Origin of the sequence: Parasphingopyxis sp. CP4, from assembly GCF_013378055.1 — a bacterium.
Classification (GTDB): Bacteria; Pseudomonadota; Alphaproteobacteria; order Sphingomonadales; family Sphingomonadaceae; genus Parasphingopyxis.
The window spans coordinates 2,499,394-2,516,851 of record NZ_CP051130.1; the positions used below are offsets into that span (position 1 = coordinate 2,499,394).

The 17,458-nt window shown below is 60.4% G+C and carries 14 protein-coding genes; 12 read left to right on the forward strand and 2 right to left on the reverse strand.

Annotated elements, in window-relative coordinates; translation table 11 throughout:
* The first annotated feature begins 162 nt into the window (after window positions 1-162).
* From HFP51_RS12315 to HFP51_RS12325, 3 genes are all read left to right on the forward strand, one after another.
* A complete protein-coding gene (locus tag HFP51_RS12315) occupies window positions 163-588 on the forward strand; it encodes a rubrerythrin family protein (protein WP_176876021.1) in 426 nt (141 codons plus the stop codon).
* Between the two features lie 103 nt (window positions 589-691).
* Window positions 692-2,023, forward strand: coding sequence for a heterodisulfide reductase-related iron-sulfur binding cluster (locus HFP51_RS12320; RefSeq protein WP_176876022.1), 1,332 nt, complete (start codon window positions 692-694; stop codon window positions 2,021-2,023).
* A 6-nt stretch (window positions 2,024-2,029) separates the two neighbouring features.
* Entirely contained in the window at window positions 2,030-2,626 is a 597-nt protein-coding gene (locus HFP51_RS12325; protein ID WP_218135299.1) for a DUF3501 family protein, read from the forward strand.
* Between the two features lie 312 nt (window positions 2,627-2,938).
* Here the strand turns inward: HFP51_RS12325 and aceA are convergent, their stop codons facing one another.
* Window positions 2,939-4,219 carry an isocitrate lyase gene (aceA, locus tag HFP51_RS12330; protein ID WP_176876023.1) on the reverse strand — a complete coding sequence of 427 codons (1,281 nt, stop codon included), beginning with the start codon at window positions 4,217-4,219 and terminating at the stop codon, window positions 2,939-2,941.
* A 201-nt stretch (window positions 4,220-4,420) separates the two neighbouring features.
* Here aceA and HFP51_RS12335 point away from each other — a divergent pair, with 201 nt between their 5' ends.
* Window positions 4,421-5,809, forward strand: coding sequence for a short-chain fatty acyl-CoA regulator family protein (locus tag HFP51_RS12335; protein WP_176876024.1), 1,389 nt, complete (start codon window positions 4,421-4,423; stop codon window positions 5,807-5,809).
* On the opposite strand, the gene HFP51_RS12340 is transcribed toward HFP51_RS12335, so the two are convergent.
* Window positions 5,806-6,864 carry a mannose-1-phosphate guanylyltransferase/mannose-6-phosphate isomerase gene (locus tag HFP51_RS12340; protein ID WP_176876025.1) on the reverse strand — a complete coding sequence of 353 codons (1,059 nt, stop codon included), beginning with the start codon at window positions 6,862-6,864 and terminating at the stop codon, window positions 5,806-5,808. The two genes, HFP51_RS12335 and HFP51_RS12340, sit on opposite strands and share 4 nt — an antisense overlap.
* An 85-nt stretch (window positions 6,865-6,949) precedes the next feature.
* Between HFP51_RS12340 and HFP51_RS12345 the strand changes: the two genes are divergently transcribed.
* The 8 genes from HFP51_RS12345 (at window position 6,950) to HFP51_RS12380 (ending at window position 17,416) form a co-directional block, all read left to right on the forward strand.
* On the forward strand, window positions 6,950-7,858 hold the full coding sequence (locus HFP51_RS12345; RefSeq protein WP_176876026.1) for a fatty acid desaturase family protein: 909 nt from the start codon (window positions 6,950-6,952) through the stop codon (window positions 7,856-7,858).
* 1 nt (window position 7,859) lies between these two features.
* Window positions 7,860-8,744: a phytanoyl-CoA dioxygenase family protein gene (locus HFP51_RS12350; RefSeq protein WP_176876027.1), complete on the forward strand. Its 885-nt coding sequence runs from the start codon at window positions 7,860-7,862 to the stop codon at window positions 8,742-8,744.
* A 170-nt stretch (window positions 8,745-8,914) separates the two neighbouring features.
* A complete protein-coding gene (locus HFP51_RS12355; protein WP_176876028.1) occupies window positions 8,915-10,303 on the forward strand; it encodes a TIGR03013 family XrtA/PEP-CTERM system glycosyltransferase in 1,389 nt (462 codons plus the stop codon).
* A complete protein-coding gene (prsK, locus tag HFP51_RS12360) occupies window positions 10,304-12,391 on the forward strand; it encodes an XrtA/PEP-CTERM system histidine kinase PrsK (protein WP_176876029.1) in 2,088 nt (695 codons plus the stop codon).
* Complete coding sequence (prsR, locus tag HFP51_RS12365; RefSeq protein WP_176876030.1) at window positions 12,391-13,749, forward strand: PEP-CTERM-box response regulator transcription factor; 1,359 nt, start codon at window positions 12,391-12,393, stop codon at window positions 13,747-13,749. Before prsK ends, prsR begins: the two co-directional genes overlap by 1 nt.
* On the forward strand, window positions 13,746-15,737 hold the full coding sequence (locus HFP51_RS12370; RefSeq protein ID WP_176876031.1) for a tetratricopeptide repeat protein: 1,992 nt from the start codon (window positions 13,746-13,748) through the stop codon (window positions 15,735-15,737). Before prsR ends, HFP51_RS12370 begins: the two co-directional genes overlap by 4 nt.
* Window positions 15,738-15,785: 48 nt before the next feature.
* The gene (locus HFP51_RS12375; protein ID WP_176876032.1) at window positions 15,786-16,619 is read left to right on the forward strand and encodes an ATP-binding protein; all 834 of its coding nucleotides are present in this window, start codon (window positions 15,786-15,788) and stop codon (window positions 16,617-16,619) included.
* 17 nt (window positions 16,620-16,636) lie between these two features.
* Window positions 16,637-17,416, forward strand: a complete 780-nt coding sequence (locus HFP51_RS12380) for an SDR family NAD(P)-dependent oxidoreductase (protein WP_176876033.1) — start codon at window positions 16,637-16,639, stop codon at window positions 17,414-17,416.
* The last annotated feature ends 42 nt before the right edge of the window (window positions 17,417-17,458 follow it).

The following is a 17,458-nucleotide window of genomic DNA, read 5'->3' on the forward strand; positions in this document are numbered from 1 at the left end:
CGTTATTGAGAAACATTATCAATAAATAACAAGCGATTAATCGGTTTCCTCGCTCAAGCCGATCAGCTATTTGCGTTTCAATCGAATCGTTCGATCACCTACACCCGAATCAAGTCCGGAGCATCGCCGGGCCATATTACTCGTTCACTCAGGGGAATTATCATGGATCTCAAAGGCAGCCAGACCGAAGACAATCTCAAGGCCGCATTTGCCGGTGAAAGCCAGGCCAATCGCCGCTATCTCTATTTCGCGCAAAAGGCCGATATTGAAGGCCATAATGATGTTGCCGCCGTATTCCGCTCAACCGCGGAAGGCGAAACCGGCCATGCGCACGGCCATCTCGAATTTCTCGAAGAAACGGGCGATCCGGCCACCGGCGAACCGATTGGTTCGACCGAGCAAAATCTCGCGGCCGCCATCGCTGGTGAAACCCATGAATATACCGATATGTATCCGGGCATGGTGAAGACGGCGCGCGAAGAAGGGTTCGACGAGATCGCGGACTGGTTCGAAACGCTGGCCAAGGCGGAAAAGAGCCATGCCGGCAAATTCCAGCGCACGCTCGATACGCTGAAAGCCGACGCGTAAGTCGCTTGCAGTGTTGAATTGAAAAGGCGGGGATGGGTGAAAGCCCGTCCCCCTTTTTCTTCGCGGCCCCTATAGCGGGCCGGCCAAAGGGGAGAGCGAGATCATGCAGGAAGGCAGCCTGGGAGCGCCGACGCGCCATCCGATCGCCTGGCAGGATGATGCGTTTTACGACGAGGAGCTGCTCGATGCCGAGCTGCGCCGCGTCTTTGACATTTGCCATGGCTGTCGTCGCTGCTTCAATCTGTGCGACAGTTTCCCACAGCTCTTCGACCTGATCGACGAGAGCGAGAATGAGGATGTCGAGAGCCTCGACAGCGCCGATTTCAAGCCGGTCGTCGATGCCTGCACCCTGTGTGACATGTGCTTCATGGTGAAGTGCCCCTATGTCCCGCCGCACGAATTCGATCTCGATTTCCCGCACCTGATGCTCCGCGCCCGGGCGATCGAGCATAAGAAGGGCGAGACCAGCTTCACCGACACGCAGCTCGCCAAGACGGATCGCAACGGCAAGCTAGCCACGAAAGTTTCCGGCCTCGCCAACTGGGCGACCAAGGAATCGAATGGCATGACCCGCGGCGCAATGGAAAAGACGCTGGGCATCGATAAGCGCGCGCATCTGCCGCGCTATGAATCCAAGCCGCTCACCAAGACGCCCGCCGACGCGATGCCCGCGGTCAATGTCGATGCGCCGAGCTTCGGTCGCAAGGCCGCGATCTATGCGACCTGCTATGGCAATTTCAACGATGCGACGCCCGGCAAGGCCGCGCTGGATGTGCTTGCCCATAACGGCGTCCAGTGCCGGATCGAGCATCCGCTATGCTGCGGTATGCCGCTCCTCGAAAATGGCGATCTGGACGGCGTGGCCAAAAGCGCCCAAGCCGTCGCCGCGCATTTCGAGCCGCTGATCGATCGCGGCTATGATATCGTCGCGCTGACCCCGTCCTGCGCGCTGATGCTCAAATTCGAATGGCCGCTCATCCTGCCCGACAATCCGATCGTGCAGAAGCTTGCCGAACATACGCGGGACCTGGCGCAATATGTGGTGGAGCTATCCAAGGACAAAGGCCTTGTTGAGCTGCCCGAGATGGATAGCAAGGTCGGCATTCATTTTTCCTGCCATAGCCGCGCGCAGAATATGGGCGCCAAGGCGATGGAGATGCTCAAGCTTATTCCCGGTACGACACCGACGATTGTCGAACGCTGCTCGGGCCATGGCGGCAAATGGGGAATCATGGCCGAAAATTACGATACCGCCGTCAAGCTCGCCCGGCCGACGGTGCGCAATCTGAAGAAGACTGATCCGGACTATATTGTCAGCGAATGCCCGCTTGCCGGTCCGCATCTGCGCGAGGTCATGGAGATGGCCGATGGCGATGCCGCGCCCGAGCGGATCGGTCACCCGATCGAGATACTGGCCAAGGCCTATGGATATTAGGAGCCAATGATGCCGCGCGATGCCCGCGAAATTACCGCCGAGGATATTCTCGGCCTGGAAGACTTTGAAAAGATCCGCGCCGAAAAGCGCGAGGAGAATCTGCTGCGCAAGCGGTTTCGGCGCCTTTCCGTCGGACCGCATGTAACGGTATATTTTGAGTCCTGGGACACGATGTGGCTCCAGGTCCAGGAAATGCTGCGCATCGAAAAAGGCGGGGAGGAGCAGCTGGTCGACGAGCTCGCCGCCTATAATCCGATGATCCCCAATGGCGATGAGCTGACCTGTACGCTGATGTTTGAGATCGAGGATCCGGATCGCCGTGACGCGCTGCTCAACCAGCTGGGCGGGGTGATCGACCATATCCATATCGTCATCGATGGCGAAAAGATCGGCGCGACGCCCGAACAGGATGTCGATCGCGAAAATGATAGCGGCAAAGCTTCGTCCGTTTTGTTTCTCCACTTCGCCTTCACCGCCGAGCAAAAAGCAAAGTTCCGCGATACGGCCAACCAGATCCTCTTCCAGATCGATCATGCCGCCTATGGCCATGCCGCGATCATCGGCGATGAAATGCGCGCTGAGCTAACGCGGGATTTTGGGTAGATAGTTTCAGAACCGACTTAGATTTGTCAGAAACTTCCTCGCGGAAGTTCGCGGCACCAGCCCGCTCCCCCTCCCGACCGCCCACAGGGTACACTTAATGGGCGGCCGGGAGGGGGAGTGGGCCGGAGCCGCGACATTGCGATAGCAATGTTCTGACAAGCCAAAAGAAAACGCCCGCCAGGATTTCTCCGGACGGGCGTCTCTTCTCCTCCCCAGGAAAAGCTCTGTAATTCTGGGCAGGCACCCTCTCCCAGGGGTGTTTGCAATAAAAAGGATGGGGGCACCCGCCCCCACCAGTAAGCTCCTAAAACTTTATTCGGCTGCCTCGACAAACTGGTCGGCTTCGGTCGATTCCGCGAGTGCGGTGGTCGAGCTCTGGCCCCCGGTAATGGCGTTCGAGACGAGATCGAAATAGCCGGTGCCGACTTCGCGCTGATGGCGCGTTGCGGTGTAGCCATTTTCTTCGGCATCAAATTCAGCCTGTTGCAGCTCGGAATAGGCAGCCATGCCGCGATCCTTATAGCCGCGTGCGAGCTCGAACATCCCGTAGTTGAGCTGGTGGAAACCGGCCAGCGTAACAAACTGGAACTTATATCCCATGGCACCGATCTCGCGCTGGAACTTGGCGATCGTGTCCTTGTCGAGATTGGCTTCCCAGTTGAAGCTTGGCGAACAGTTATAGGCCAGCATCTTGTTCGGATATTCCTTCTTGATCGCTTCGGCAAAGCGCCGTGCATCATCAAGGTTCGGCTTGGAGGTTTCCCACCAGAGCAGATCAGCATGCTCGGCAAAGGCAAGGCCGCGCTTGATGCAGTGATCAACACCGGTGCCGTCTTTCAGGCGGAAGAACCCTTCGGCCGTCCGCTCGCCGGTCATGAATTCATGATCACGCTCGTCAATGTCAGACGTCATGAGCTTGGCGCTCTCGGCATCGGTCCGGGCACAGATCACCATCGGCACGCCGCAGACATCGGCTGCGAGCCGGGCGGCGTCGAGGTTGCGGATATGGGCCTGGGTCGGGATCAGCACCTTGCCGCCAAGATGGCCGCACTTCTTTTCGGACGCCAGCTGATCTTCATAGTGAACGCCAGCAGCGCCCGCAGCGACATAGGCCTTCATGATCTCAAAACAGTTGAGCGGTCCGCCAAAACCGGCTTCGGCATCGGCAACGATCGGGGCGAACCAGTCGCGCTCGGCTCCGCCTTCGCTATGCTCGATCTGGTCGGCACGCTGCAGCGTGTTGTTGATCTTGCGGGCAAGCTCGGGGCCGGCATTGGCCGGGTAGAGCGACTGATCGGGATACATGGCACCGGCCGTGTTATTGTCAGCGGCAACCTGCCAGCCTGAAAGATAGATGGCCTGGAGCCCGGCGCGCACCATCTGCATCGCCTGATTGCCCGACAGCGCGCCCAGCGCGTTGATATAATCTTCGTTGTGGAGCAGTTCCCACAGCTTGTTCGCGCCCTTGCTGGCCAGCGTATAATCAATGGCTACCGATCCGCGCAGCGCCTCAACCTTGTCGGTGTCATAGGGGCGGGTGATTCCGTCGAAACGGCCCGGTGCAGCGGGAATAAGCTCTTCAAACGTCGCCATTGTAGTTAATCCTTTACACATATTTTGAAACGGGGAGGAACGGCTCATGGCCGCGCTTCGGAGGTTTCAGTAGCCGATTCGCGCGTCAGCGCCTATGCTGCAATGCGACATATTCGGGTGTGATGGTGCGATTCAGGCAGAGATCGTCTGTCATGTTGTAAAGATATTGACAAGCGCTCTTCTGGGTGGTGATGAGTGACTATGGCTGACGCGAAACTCTTTGCCGGACACCGGATCAAGCGGATCCGCAGACAGGCGAGCCTGACCCAGGCGGCGATGGCCGATATGCTGGATATCAGCCCGAGCTATCTCAACCTGATCGAGCGCAACCAGCGCCCCTTATCGGCTACGCTGTTGCTGCGGCTCGCCGAGCGGTTCGACTTCGACCCGCGCAGCCTGTCGGACGATGAGCCGGGTGGCGGCGAGGCGGGTCTGCGTCGGCGGCTGGTTGATCCGCTATTCGCCGATCTCGATATCGATCGGAGCGAGCTCCAGGAATGGCTCGCGGCATCGCCCGGCGGTGTCGAAGCCTTTGCCCGCGCCTTTGATCGCATGACGCAGGGCGGCGGCGTCGACCGACCCGAAGCGGGCGATCCCGTGATCCCGGTCCGGCGCGAAATCGAACGCTGGAAAAATCACTATGCCGATCTTGATGGTCAGGCCGAGGCGTTGGCCGATGAGCTGCGATTGGGTGCCGGTGATCTTTATGGCGCGATTGCCGAACGGCTGCGTTCCAAGCACCAGCTCACCATTCGGATCCTGCCCGCCGATGTGATGCCGGATCGATTGCGGCGGCTCGATCTTCATGCCCGGCAATTGCAGCTGTCTGAAATGCTCGATCAGGCCTCGCGGACCTTTCAGGCCGGATTCCAGCTCGCCCAGATCGAAGCCAAGGCAGAGATAGAGGCGCTGGTTGCTGGTGCTGAATTCCCCGAGCCGGTCCAGGAGCGTTTCTATCATCGCCATCTCGCCGGCTATTTCGCGGCCGCGCTGATGATGCCCTATCGCCGCTTCCTGCGGGCGTGCGAATCGAGTGGCTATGATTTCGATCTGTTGCAGCGCCGCTTTGGCGCAGGCTTCGAGCAAGTCGCCCATCGGCTGACAACTTTGCAGCGGGTCGGCGAGCGCGGCTTGCCCTTCTTCATGCTGCGGATCGATCGGTCGGGCGTCGTATCCAAACGCTATGCCGGGGCCAGCGGATCGCCTTTGGTCGATGCCGCCGCCTTTTGCCCGCTCTGGCATATCCATCGCGCGTTCGATCGGCCCGGCGAATATGCCCGGCAGCTGGTTGAGCTCGAGGATGACAGCCGCTGGCTGACCATTTCACGCACCGTGCATCCGGTGGCGAGCGCGCCGAGCGGCGTGCGGGCGGAGTTTGCCGTCGGGCTGGGCGTGGCGGCCGAGCATGCGACGCAGATCGCCGATGCGCGCGGAATCGCCTTGGATGCAGGGGCGACGCCGATTGGCCTGGGCTGCCGCGCCTGTACCCGTGCGGATTGCCCGCAACGCAGTGCACCGCCGACGGGCCGGGCGCTGCTGATCAATGAACGCGAACGCGCGCTGACACCGTTCGCCTTTGCCGGGGATTAGAGCCGCGACTTGCCATCGGTTTTTGCCTTGAGTGTTTCGACGGCTTCCTTGACCCGTTGACTATCGCCGCGCGGCATCACCAGTATCGCGTCTTCCGTGGCGACGACGATCAAATCCTCGACGCCGATGGTTGTCACGGTCGGTCCGGTCGAGCGGACGAGGCTGTTGCGCGTGTCGATCGCAAGCACATCGCCGTCCAGCGCATTGCCATCCGCATCCCGCGCGGAGATCGCATGGAGCGCATCCCAGCTGCCGACATCGGACCAGCCCATGGATACCGGCACCACCGCGACCTTCTCGGCCTTCTCCATCACCGCATAGTCGATCGATATGGCCGGGATACGCGCAAAGGCGGCGGCGTCGGGACGATGGACCGTGCCATCGCGATGACCGGCATCAAAAGCGGCGCGGGCACCGGCAAGGATATCCGGTGCGTGGCGCTCCAGCGCGTCCAGATAGGCACCGGCGGTGAACAGGAAGATGCCGCCATTCCAATGATGGCCGCCCGCCGCGAGCAGCTGTTCGGCAGTCGCCCGATCCGGCTTTTCAATAAAGCGCGCGGCGCGATATCCGCCAGCATCCAGCGCCTCGCCCTGTTCGATATAGCCATAGCCGGTTTCCGGCCCGTCCGGGGCTATCCCGAACGTGACGAGCCAGCCTTGCATGGCCAGTGCAGTGGCTTTGATGACCGCGTCGCGAAAGGCATCCGGGTCGGCAATCGCATGATCGCTCGGCATGACCAGCATCGGCGTATCGGGTTCCAGCACGAGTGCGGCCAGCGCAATCGCCGGTGCGGTATTGCGGCCTTCGGGTTCCAGGATGATCGCCGCATCGCTTCCCGCGAGCAGCTGGAGAATATCTTCCTGCGCCGCGCCGCCGACGAGCAAGGGCGCGCCAAACGCATCGCCGGTCGCCCGGGCCAGCGTGTCTTCGAGCATGGTCGTCTTGCCGAGCAGCCTGAGAAATTGTTTGGGGCGCGCGCCGCGCGATACCGGCCATAGCCGGGTCCCGCTGCCGCCTGTTAGGATGACGGGTGTGATCGTCGCTTCGGTCATTCAGCCTCGCTCATAACTGCGCTTTTTGCGGCTAGGCCATTTTTGAGCTATATGCGACCTTACGTAAACGTAAAGGGAGTCGGTAATGCCCAATATGGTCAGCCTTTCCGACGCAGTCAGCAAGGATGAGCTGCGCGCCTTGCTCAAGCCGTCCGACCTGAAAGCCAGCGCGATCCTGATCGGCACCTATGCGATGCTGGCCGGGTCCTTTGCGATGGCAATCCTCTGGCCGAACCCGCTGACGATCATTCTTGGCACCGTGCTGATTGCCGGGCGATTGCTCGGGCTTGTCGTGATCGGCCATGATTGTGCGCACCATGCCTTTTTCTCCAGCCGGCGGGCGAATGAGATTATCGGACACTGGTTCACCAATGCGGCGCTCAACGTGTCGCATTATGGCTATCGCTCCTATCATCTCAAGCATCACCAATATGCGGGTAGCGAGAAGGATCCAGATATCGGGCTGGTGCGCAAATATCCGGTCACCAAATCGAGCTTTCGCCGCAAGATGATCCGCGATCTCACCGGGCAGACGGGCATCCGCGACACCTGGAACAAGATCAAGAATTTCCGCCTGCCCAAGCATCTGCCATGGCTGACCTTCCATCTCGGCCTGTTCGGGATATTGTTCGCGGTCGGTGCGCCCTGGGCCTATGCGATGTGGTGGGCGGCCGAGCTGTTCCTCTATCCGGCGATCACGCGGATCCGCAATGTTGGAGAACATGGCGTCGCCTCCAATCGCCTGAGCCCCGATCCGCGCGAGAACACCCATTCGACAATCGCCAACCCGATCGAGCGGCTGTTCCTCGCGCCCAACTATGTGAACTTTCATTGCGAGCATCATCACTTCCCCGCGGTGCCGCCCTATAATCTCCCCAAGCTCCACCGGATGCTGCGAGATCGCGGCTATTATGATGGCTTCGAAGCCACGACCCGCGGCTATCCAGCGATGCTGCGCAAGGCCATGCGCCCCGACGAACCGGTTGCTGCCTGATATGGCGAGCGCGGCGCAATCCAGTGACCGGCCCGATCTCGATCGCTGGCTCGGCGGCCGCAGCTTTGCCGACGTGCGCGCTGATTTCGATCGCGACGGCTATGTGATCTTTGAGCATGTGCTCGATCCCGACATGGTCGAACGCGTCCGCGCGGCGCTCGAGCCTTATCTTGAGGCTGATGTTACCGGGCGCAATGATTTCGAAGGCCTTAGATCCAATCGCGTCTATGCGATGCTTGCCAAGTCGCCCGTCTTTGCCGAGCTCGTGACGCATCCCCTGGCGCTCGCCTTTGCCGAGGCCGATCTGGGTGAGAGCTGCCTCCTTTCTGCCTGCCTCGCCATCAATCTCCAACCCGGCGAGACGGTCCAGCCCTGGCATTATGACGATAATCATCTGCGTGTTCCCCGCCCGCGCGACCCGTTCGGCGTCAGCACCTTCTGGGCGATTGATCCAATGACCGAGGACAATGGCGCGACCGAGCTTCTGCCGGGTAGCCATGTATGGCCCGAGAATAGTATCGAAGGCGCGAACAGCGCGGCGGATTTTGCAAATACCGATATCCGTTCCGTCGATGACGATCCCGCTCCGCGCGCCGATGCCATCAAGGCGGTCATGCCGTCCGGTTCGCTGATGGTGACCAAGGGAACGCTCTGGCATCGTGGTGGCGCCAATCGATCCGACGCGCCGCGATTGATCGTGACGCCACAATATTGTCCGGGCTGGGCACGGCAGCTGGAAAATATGGCGATGACGATGACGCCGGAACAAGCGGCCGAGCTGCCCGAGCGCGCCCGCGAATTGGTCGGTTATTCGATCCATCCGCCCTTTATGGGCTATGTCGATGGCATGCATCCGGCCCGGGTTTTGAAAAGCAGCCAACACTAGCCCTGCATCTGCCTGCCACAACATTCTGAAAATAAACCAAAAAACAATCACCCAAAGAATTGGCGGGCGCTGAATCGTAAGATTTCTCGACAGGGTCAATTGTGTCGGATTTCTTTACGATTTGCAGCTAAGACAATCCTTACATGGAACAATAATAGGCGTTTTCGGGCGTGATCAGGCTGTTTAAACATTATGTGCCCAATGCGGTGCTGCTTTTGGGCATCATGGACTTTGTCCTGCTGCTCGTCGCGGCGGAGATCGGTTGGGTCTATCGGCTGAGCCAGATCGGTAGCATTCCCGAGCCGATTACCACCCGTATTCCAGAGCTGCTCGCATTCGCTGCCGCGCTCGAGATCGCGATGATCGCGGTGGGCGCTTATGGCATCGAAGCATTGAACTCATTGCGCTTTGCGCTGGCGCGTCTGCTCGTCGCCATTTCGCTCGGCATCATTGCGCTCTCCGCTATCTTCTTCCTCGTGCCCGAACTCTCCTTGTGGCGATCCAATCTCTTCTACTCGATGATCATCGCAACCGTTTTGCTGTTCGGAATGCGGATCTTGCTCGGCAAGACGCTCGGCGGCGCAGCATTCAAACGACGGCTGGTTATTCTGGGTGCCGGCAGCCGTGCACAACGGATCAAGGATCTTGCCAAGGATCCGGGGTCGGGTTTCGTTGTCGTCGGCTATATCGCGATGAATGATGGTCGCCAGGAAATCCCCGAAGCGATCAATCGCGACGCAATCTACAATCTCGCCGATCATGTCGTGCTGCTCAATGCCAGTGAAGTGGTCCTCGCGCTGGAGGAGCGGCGCAATGCATTGCCGCTCGACGATCTGTTGCGGATCAAGACCACCGGTGTGCACGTCAATGATCTTTCGAGTTTCCTCGAACGCGAAACGGGACGCGTCGATCTCGACAGCGTCAATCCCAGCTGGCTGATCTTCTCCGATGGCTTTTCGAGTGGCCGGCGGATCTCAAGTGCGCTTAAGCGACTGTTCGATATTGCCGCCAGCCTTGCGCTGCTGCTTATCACCGCACCAATCATCCTGGTCACGGCAATCGCGATCAAGCTCGAAAGCAAAGGCCCAGCCTTTTTCCGGCAAAAGCGCGTTGGCCAATATGGCCAGGAGTTTGAGCTCATCAAATTGCGCTCGATGCGCAATGATGCCGAAAAGGATGGTCAAGCCGTCTGGGCGCAGAAAAATGATCCGCGCGTCACGCGGATCGGCAAGCTGATCCGCAAATTGCGCATCGATGAACTGCCCCAGGCCTGGACGGTTCTGAAGGGCCAGATGAGCTTTGTCGGGCCGCGTCCGGAGCGCAAGCAGTTCGTCGACGATCTCGCGACCAAGATGCCCTATTATGCCGAGCGCCATATGGTGAAACCCGGGATTACCGGCTGGGCGCAGGTCAACTATCCTTATGGCGCGAGCCTTGAAGATGCGCGGCACAAGCTGGAATATGATCTCTATTATGCGAAGAACTACACGCCGTTCCTCGATCTCCTGATCCTGCTTCAGACGGTGCGTGTGGTGATCTGGCCGGAAGGCGCGCGCTAGATGATCGCGCAAATCGGCATATGGAGCCACGGCATCGCGGCCGGTCTGTTTGGGCTGCTCGCGGTCTGGCAGTTTGCCCGCCACGACTGGCGCACATCGGCTGGCCTTTTGGGCGTCGCCTTTGTCCTGACCGCATGCTGGGCAACGGTCGCGGCTGCAACCGGACCGGCAACACCGCTTGCTGCGCTGGCCGAAACCGGTCGCAATCTTGGTTTCCTGACTTTCATGTTCGTGCTGCTGCGCAACGGACTTGGCGATGATCGCCGGCCCTTTGTCGGCCTGATCTATGTTGCCTTGTTCCTGTTGGCTCTGCTCCAGCTGCTGATCGACGCCGCGATGCAGGCTGTGCCGGCAACCGCTAGCTGGCGCGTCCTTTTCTATGACGCGGCGGTGTTGCTCGACCTGTGTTTCGTCATCGGTGCACTGCTGATGGTCAATGCGTTGTACACCGGCGCGGCAGCAGACACCCGATCCGATATTCGCTTCACGATGATCGGTATCGCCGGGATCTGGGCTTATGATCTCAATCTCTACACCATCGCCTGGTTGACCGGCGATCCGGCGGTTGAGCTAATGGCATTGCGCGGCCTGCTGATGATTGGCCTGGTACCGACTTTCCTGCTCGGAACACGTAACAGCGCCGGGTTCCGGATGAAACTTTCGCGCAAGGTAACGTTCCGATCGCTCTCGCTGATTGCGATTGCCGGATATTTCCTGATGATGTTTGCCGCGATCCAGCTGATCGACCAATTTGCTGGCGGCAATGCCGGTTTGGCGCAGGTCGCCTTCGTGTTCCTGATGACAGCCGGCGCCGTGATCTTGCTCCCGTCCAAACGCGTGCGCAGCTGGCTCCGGGTAAAGGTTGCCAAGCATCTGTTCGAACATCGCTATGATTATCGCGCGGAATGGATCCGCTTCAATCATACGCTCGCCCAGGCCGATGCCGAAGGCGGCGTTCTTGACGAACGTGTGGTCCAGGCATTGTCAGAAATCACCGAAGCGCAGGGCGGCTTGATGCTGGTCTGCGATGGCGATCATGTGATGCATCCTGGGGCGTGTTGGAACTGGGATACGCTCTCAACGGCGCAGCCTGCCGCTGATGGCATGTTGGGCAATTGGCTAGCGGCCAGCGGCCACATCACCGAACTCGATCCGCTCCGCAATGGCGATTTTGGCGATCCGGACGAAATTGCCACACTGATCCCACAATGGATGTTTGACGAACCCGACGCCTGGGTCCTCGTACCGCTTATCCATCGTGATCAGCTGATTGGCGCGGTCCTGTTGAAACGGCCCCATGCCGATCGGACGCTGGACTGGGAAGATCTCGATCTGTTGCGGATCGTGGGGCGCCAGGCGGCAAGCTATCTTGCCGAGGCGCGCAGCCAGGACGCATTGGCCGAAGCACGGCGATTTGATGAGTTTAACCGCCGTTTCGCTTTCATCCTGCACGATATCAAGAATCTCGTGAGCCAGCTCAGCCTCGTCGCCCGCAATGCGGAACGACATGCCGATAATCCCGAGTTTCGCGCTGACATGATCGCAACGCTTCAGGATTCGGTCGGCAAGATGAACGATCTCCTCACCCGGTTGGCGCCAAAGGAGCGCGGCCGCAGTGAGGCGCCCCGCGTCATCGAGCTGCGCGAGATTGCCGACCAAGTCGCGATGCAAAAGGGCGATGCCCATCCGATCCGCGTAGCAGCCGATGCCCAATGCTATGCGCTGGCTGATCCATTCCGGCTCGAAACCGCACTCACCCATCTGGTCCAGAACGCGATCGATGCGAGTCCGGCCGATGCCCAGATCTGTATTGCTGTCGGCGCCGGCGATCAGGAAGCCTGGCTGGCGGTTGAAGATAGCGGTGTCGGCATGGACGAAGATTTTGTGCAGCAAAAGCTGTTCCGTCCGTTCAGCTCGTCCAAGGCGGGGGGCTTTGGAATCGGTGCCTTTGAAGCGCGATCCTTGATCGCCGAGATGGGCGGTCGGATCGATGTCGATAGCCGCGAGGGAGAGGGTACGCGATTTACGATTACCCTGCCTGCCGCCGAACCCGCTGATACCAGTGATCAAGACAGAAAGAGCGCGTGATGGCCGATAAGCTGCCCGTATTGTTGATCGTCGAAGACGATGAAGGCCTGCAGCGCCAGCTGCGCTGGGCCTATGAGGATTATGAGGTGGTCATCGCTGGCGATCGCGAAACCGCGATCGATATGCTGCGCCAGCACGAACCGGCCGTTGTGACTCTGGACCTTGGATTGCCGCCAGACCCGGACGGCACGTCCGAAGGCTTTGCGACGCTTGAAGCGATCCAGTCCCTCAAACCCGACACCAAGGTCATCATTGCATCAGGCCATGGCGCCCGTGAGAGCGCTTTGCGCGCCATTTCGAGCGGCGCCTATGATTTCTACCAGAAGCCGGTCGACATTGATGAGCTGGGCCTCATCGTTGCGCGCGCATTCCAGCTCCATGCAATCGAGCGCGAAAATGAACGCCTCGCCAGCCAGGCCGGCGGTGACGAAACGGTGCTGGGTGGCATGATCACAGCGGCGCCCGAAATGCTCAAAGTCGCAAGGACAATTGAGCGGGTGGCGTCTGCAGACGTTTCGGTCATGCTGTTGGGCGCGAGTGGTACCGGTAAGGAGTTGCTCGCCCGCGGCCTGCATGATGAAAGCCCGCGCGCTGACAAACCCTTTGTTGCGATCAACTGCGCGGCGATCCCGGAAAATCTCCTGGAAGCCGAACTGTTTGGCTATGAAAAAGGCGCGTTTACCGGCGCGGTGAAAACGACCGAAGGCAAGATTGAACTGGCCGAAGGGGGAACGTTGTTCCTCGATGAGGTTGGCGATATTCCCCTGCCGCTACAGGTGAAGTTGCTGCGCTTCCTGCAAGAGCGCGTGGTCGAGCGGATTGGCGGCCGCTCTGCTATCCCGGTCGATGTGCGGATTGTCTGCGCAACCCACCAGGATCTTGACGCGATGATCGCGGCCAAGGAATTCCGGGACGATCTATACTATCGCCTCGCCGAAATCGTGGTCACCATTCCCGCATTGTCGGAACGGCCCGGCGATGCAACGCTCCTTGCGCGCCATTTCCTGCGCAAATATGCCGGAGAAATGAACTCATCGGTGAAGGGGTTTGCACCCGAAGCGCTCGCCGCGATTGAAGCATGGGGCTGGCCCGGCAATGTTCGTGAGCTTGAAAACCGCGTGAAACGGGCGGCGATCATGGCCGATAGCAAGCTGGTCGGGGCGCTCGACCTCGACTTCGAAGACAATGAGGATGAAGCGCATCTCAATCTCAAGGCGGCACGCGAAACGGCCGACCGCAAGGCAATCCGGCTGGCCTTGTCGCGCGCCGACAACAATATCTCGCAGGCCGCAAAACTGCTCGGTATCTCGCGCCCGACATTGTATGACCTGCTCAAGCAATATGATCTGAGTCCATGAGCCGACGGCGCCGCAAAAGAAAGCCGCGCCTGGCCCTGCCGCCGATTGCGCTGCGACCGATCCTGCTGGTCGGTGGCGGCGCGCTGCTCTTCGCCCTGATCATACTCATCGTGATGGCCGGTAATAATAATCCGGCTGGCGCCTATGCCCGTGCCGAAGCCTATGAAGCAGCCGGCGAAATGCGGTCGGCGCGGGTCGAAGCCATGAACGCGGTCGATCATGCGCCGGACAATGAGGCCGCTTGGCGGTTGCTGGTGCGAAGCGAGATCGCCATTCGCGAGGGGGCGATGGCACTCGGTACGCTCGACCGCGCCGCATCCGCCGGCATAAGTGCGGACCGGACCCGGCATTTGCGGGCCGAAGCCTTGCTGATCAGCGGGGATCGGGAAGCGGCACTGGCCGAGAGTGAAGCTGGCCCGATTGACGATGAATTTCTTGCCGATCTGCAGCGCGTTCGCGGACGCGCTTTCCAAGATAATGGCCAGATCGCAGCGGCGGCTGAGGCCTTTACCCTGGCGATCGAAAATGATCCGGAGAATGCCGAATTGTGGCTTGATGTGGCTCGCTTTCGGTCGATGACAGGAGAGCAGGCCGGTGCCATCGATGCGGTCGACCAGGCATTGTCGATCGACGAAACAAATATCGATGCGCTCATCCTGAAGGGCCGCATGGTTCGCGATCAATATGGGTTGGTCGCCAGTCTTGCTTGGTTTGATCGCGCACTCGCGGTGGATCCTGATCATATTGACGCGCATCTCGAACGCGCGGCGACCTTGGGCGACGTCGGTCGGATGACCGATATGGTGGACGCGACCCGCCGTGTATTGGAGCTTGAGCCCGGCCATCCGCGCGCTCTCTACTTTCAGGCCGTGCTTGCTGTCCGGGCCCGCAATTTCCCGCTCGCACGCCGGTTAGTGACGCTGACCAACGGGCGGTTGGACGGCTGGCCCGCCATGATGTTGCTTGAAGCGGCGATCGACTTTCAATCGCAAAATTTTGAAGCGGCAATCCGCCGGCTGGAAGATTTGCGGGATCGGCAACCCGCCAATATGGCCGCGATCCGCCTATTGGGGGCGGCAAATTTCCGGGCCGATGATGCCCGGGCGACGATCCGCTTGCTTGAACCGCTGGCCAATCGGCCAGACGCGGACACCTATGTGCTCACGCTGATCGGCCGCGCATGGGAACGGGAAGGGGATCTCGAACGCGCCGCACCCTATCTTGCGCGCGCAGCCGAACCGGCTCGCGAAGGGCTCGCTCCATTAGGGGCGCCGCCTGAAGATGCCGCCGCCTTGGCGTTGATCGAACGTGAGGCCTTGCAGACGGGGGCGGCAGGAGCCGAAGTTGTACTCATTCGCGCCTATCTTGCACTTGGTCGCATTGATGACGCCCTATCGCGCGCCGCTGCGTTGAGCGCCAATAATCCGGGCGCGCCTGATGCGCATCTCATCTATGGCGATGCCCTTGGTGCAGCCGGACGCTATCAGGATGCGGCGGGCGCCTATGCCAATGCGTCCAATATCCGCTTTTCTGAGCGGGCGGCGCTGGGGCTGTATGAATCCCTTCAGCGCGCCGGCCTGCCCGAACAGGCGCTGCGCACCCTGGCGCTCTATCGCGAGCAAAATCCGCGCAACGTTTCGACGGCGATGATTTCCGCACGGCTCAATCTGCGGGCCGGTCGCTGGCCGCAAGCGGCCGCGATCCTCGAGCAATTGCGCCGGCGCCTTGGGGATCGGGATGCGTCGCTTCTCGCGAACCTTGCCTGGGCGCGGTATGAAATGGGCGATACGGAGCGGTCGCTGGCACTGGCCCGCCGCGCCTATCACCTGCTGCCGACCAATGCGTCGACGAGCGAGATTTACGGATGGATCGCTGCCGATAGCGGGGTTGATCGCGAACTCGGCATAGAGCTGCTCGAAAAAGCGCAAAGCCTGGCGCCGGATAACGCCCAGATTACCGATCGATTGGCGACCCTGCGCGCGGGCTAGCACACAGCCTCTGGCATCGTCCGCCATTTAGCGGCTAAGGGTCAGGCGATGACCGATGACGCCCTTTCCCGGATCGCCGATGCGCTGGACCGGATTGCACCGCCACCCGGTGCGCCTGCCGATCCGCTCGCCCATCCGGCCTATGTCTGGCGCGGTGAACGGCTCCATGCGGCCCAGCATTTTGAGCCGTTGCCACTCGCCCTTCTCACCGGGATCGATGCGCAGAAAGAGGCGGTCCTCGAAAACAGCCGGCGATTGGCGCGCGGCGCGGCGGCCCATGATATCCTGCTCTGGGGATCGCGCGGATCGGGCAAGTCGATGCTCGCCAAGAGCGCGATTGCGGCGCTACAGGCCGAGGGTGAAACGCTTGCCCTGGTCGAAGTCGCGCCCGATCGCCTTGAAAGCCTGGCCGATCTGTTCGCGCTGCTCGCGCCGGTCGAGCGCGCCTTCATTCTGTTTATCGACGATATCGGATTTGATGGTGATGCGGGGGCGGCGCGTGCCTTACGCTCGCTGCTGGAGGGCGGGGCGGAAGCGCGGCCGTCCAATATGCGGCTCTATGTCACCTCCAATCGGCGGCATATCGTCGCGCGCTCCATGGCCGAACAGGATGATCCGGTAAATCCGCGCGATGCCAGGGATGATAGCCTGGCGCTCGCCGATCGCTTTGGGCTGAGCCTTGGTTTTCATGCGGCAAACCAGGGCGATTTTCTCGCCATGGTCCGCGCCTATGCCGCGCATTTCGATCTGCCATTTGACGAAGCAGACGCCGTTGGCTGGGCGACCCGGCGCGGCGGGCGATCGGGCCGCGTGGCCTGGCAATATATTGTAGAGCTGGCCGGGAGGGATGGACGATCCCTTGCCGAACCGGCTTCGGACTGAGCCTTAAGGAGACAAAGATGACCGATTTTCCCCTGCCCCATGCCTCGCATGATCTGACCGGCGAAGTCGCGCTGGTCACCGGTGCGACATCCGGCCTTGGCTGGCGCTTTGCGCGGGTGCTCGCGAGCGTTGGCGCGAAGGTTGCGATTGCAGGACGGCGGGAAGAGCGGCTCGAAGAACTGGCCAAGCTCATTGAGGCGGATGGCGGCGAAGCCCTGCCGGTCGTCGCGGACATGACGGATAATGAGAGCGTGCTGGCAATGATGGAGCAGGCCGAAAACGCGCTCGGCACGGTCACCATCCTCGTCAACAATGCGGGTATTCCCGATGCGCAATATGCGATGAAGATGGAGCTTGATCATATCGATCGCGTCTTCGACACCAATTTGCGCGGACCGTTCGTGCTGAGCTGCGAATTTGCGCGCCGGGTAAAAGGCGCGCGGAAACCCGGCCGGATCGTCAATATCGCCAGTGTCGCGGCCTATAATTATTCCCCCGGTTCTGCCGCTGCGCTCTATTCGATCACCAAGGCCGGCATGGTCCGGATGACTGAAGCCCTGGCCGTCGAATGGTCGCCGTTCAATATCAACGTCAACGGCATTGCGCCGGGCCTTGTGCGCTCGGAAATGTCGGACGGGATGCAGGAACGAATGGGCGATCTCACTAAATATTTCCCGCGCAAGAAGATCATTGAAACCGAGCAGCTGGACAGCACTTTGCTCTATCTCTGCGCCCCGGCATCGGATTGCGTCACCGGCACGGTGATCAAGCTCGATGACGGACAGGGAAGCCGTTAGAACACCAACCCCGTCACCCTGAACTTGTTTCAGGGTCTACTT

What these genes read in the sequence shown, in the direction of transcription:
- HFP51_RS12315 (WP_176876021.1), top strand. Translation starts at nt 163, where the DNA reads ATGGATCTCAAAGGCAGCCAGACCGAAGACAATCTCAAGGCCGCATTT.
- HFP51_RS12320 (WP_176876022.1), top strand. Translation starts at nt 692, where the DNA reads ATGCAGGAAGGCAGCCTGGGAGCGCCGACGCGCCATCCGATCGCCTGG.
- HFP51_RS12325 (WP_218135299.1), top strand. Translation starts at nt 2,030, where the DNA reads ATGATGCCGCGCGATGCCCGCGAAATTACCGCCGAGGATATTCTCGGC.
- aceA (WP_176876023.1), bottom strand. Translation starts at nt 4,219, where the DNA reads ATGGCGACGTTTGAAGAGCTTATTCCCGCTGCACCGGGCCGTTTCGAC.
- HFP51_RS12335 (WP_176876024.1), top strand. Translation starts at nt 4,421, where the DNA reads ATGGCTGACGCGAAACTCTTTGCCGGACACCGGATCAAGCGGATCCGC.
- HFP51_RS12340 (WP_176876025.1), bottom strand. Translation starts at nt 6,864, where the DNA reads ATGACCGAAGCGACGATCACACCCGTCATCCTAACAGGCGGCAGCGGG.
- HFP51_RS12345 (WP_176876026.1), top strand. Translation starts at nt 6,950, where the DNA reads ATGCCCAATATGGTCAGCCTTTCCGACGCAGTCAGCAAGGATGAGCTG.
- HFP51_RS12350 (WP_176876027.1), top strand. Translation starts at nt 7,860, where the DNA reads ATGGCGAGCGCGGCGCAATCCAGTGACCGGCCCGATCTCGATCGCTGG.
- prsK (WP_176876029.1), top strand. Translation starts at nt 10,304, where the DNA reads ATGATCGCGCAAATCGGCATATGGAGCCACGGCATCGCGGCCGGTCTG.
- prsR (WP_176876030.1), top strand. Translation starts at nt 12,391, where the DNA reads ATGGCCGATAAGCTGCCCGTATTGTTGATCGTCGAAGACGATGAAGGC.
- HFP51_RS12370 (WP_176876031.1), top strand. Translation starts at nt 13,746, where the DNA reads ATGAGCCGACGGCGCCGCAAAAGAAAGCCGCGCCTGGCCCTGCCGCCG.
- HFP51_RS12375 (WP_176876032.1), top strand. Translation starts at nt 15,786, where the DNA reads ATGACCGATGACGCCCTTTCCCGGATCGCCGATGCGCTGGACCGGATT.
- HFP51_RS12380 (WP_176876033.1), top strand. Translation starts at nt 16,637, where the DNA reads ATGACCGATTTTCCCCTGCCCCATGCCTCGCATGATCTGACCGGCGAA.